This is a genomic window from Paenibacillus sp. 01T422, from assembly GCF_056398785.1.
In genome coordinates this window covers 1-494 of record NZ_JBFTQB010001617.1, presented here as the reverse complement: position 1 = coordinate 494, position 494 = coordinate 1, and the positions used below count along the sequence as shown (strand labels likewise).

Sequence of the window (494 nt, the reverse complement as noted above, 5' to 3'; positions counted from 1 at the left end):
TAGGTGTACCGGATAAAAAGGCTGCAATACGATTGTTGCCAACCGCATAAATGTACCTTCCAAGTAAGGTGCGTGTTAACACGATATGGGCCAAAATCGCGGCAAGAATAAGCGGAAATAAAATATTTGGAATGCCTAATGTATAGCCATGTCCTAGAGATGTATACTGGCTATACTTGCCTTCCAGGGCACCGCCGGAAGCGTACCAGAGTGAAATGGATCGAACGGCAAACATCATCCCCAAGGTCGTAATAAAAGAGGGGACCTTCCCGTAGACGACAATCACCCCATTCAAGAGACCAAGAAGCATTCCCGCAATAATACCTGCAGGAATGGATAACCAAATGCCAAATCCATCAATACCTTGTAGAACCATAATGATGGATCCCGAGAAGACTAGAATCGAACCTACTGAAAAGTCGACCATACCTAGTAAAATAACGAAATGGACGCCGAGCGCAATCATGCCAACAACCGATGCTTGACGAAACAGG

The 494-nt window shown here is 45.3% G+C and carries 1 protein-coding gene; it reads right to left on the bottom strand.

What is annotated here, in order from left to right; all coding sequences use genetic code 11:
* Positions 1-494: ABC transporter permease (locus AC1DUA_RS40440; protein WP_477504995.1), on the bottom strand; the 494-nt coding region annotated here is incomplete at both ends.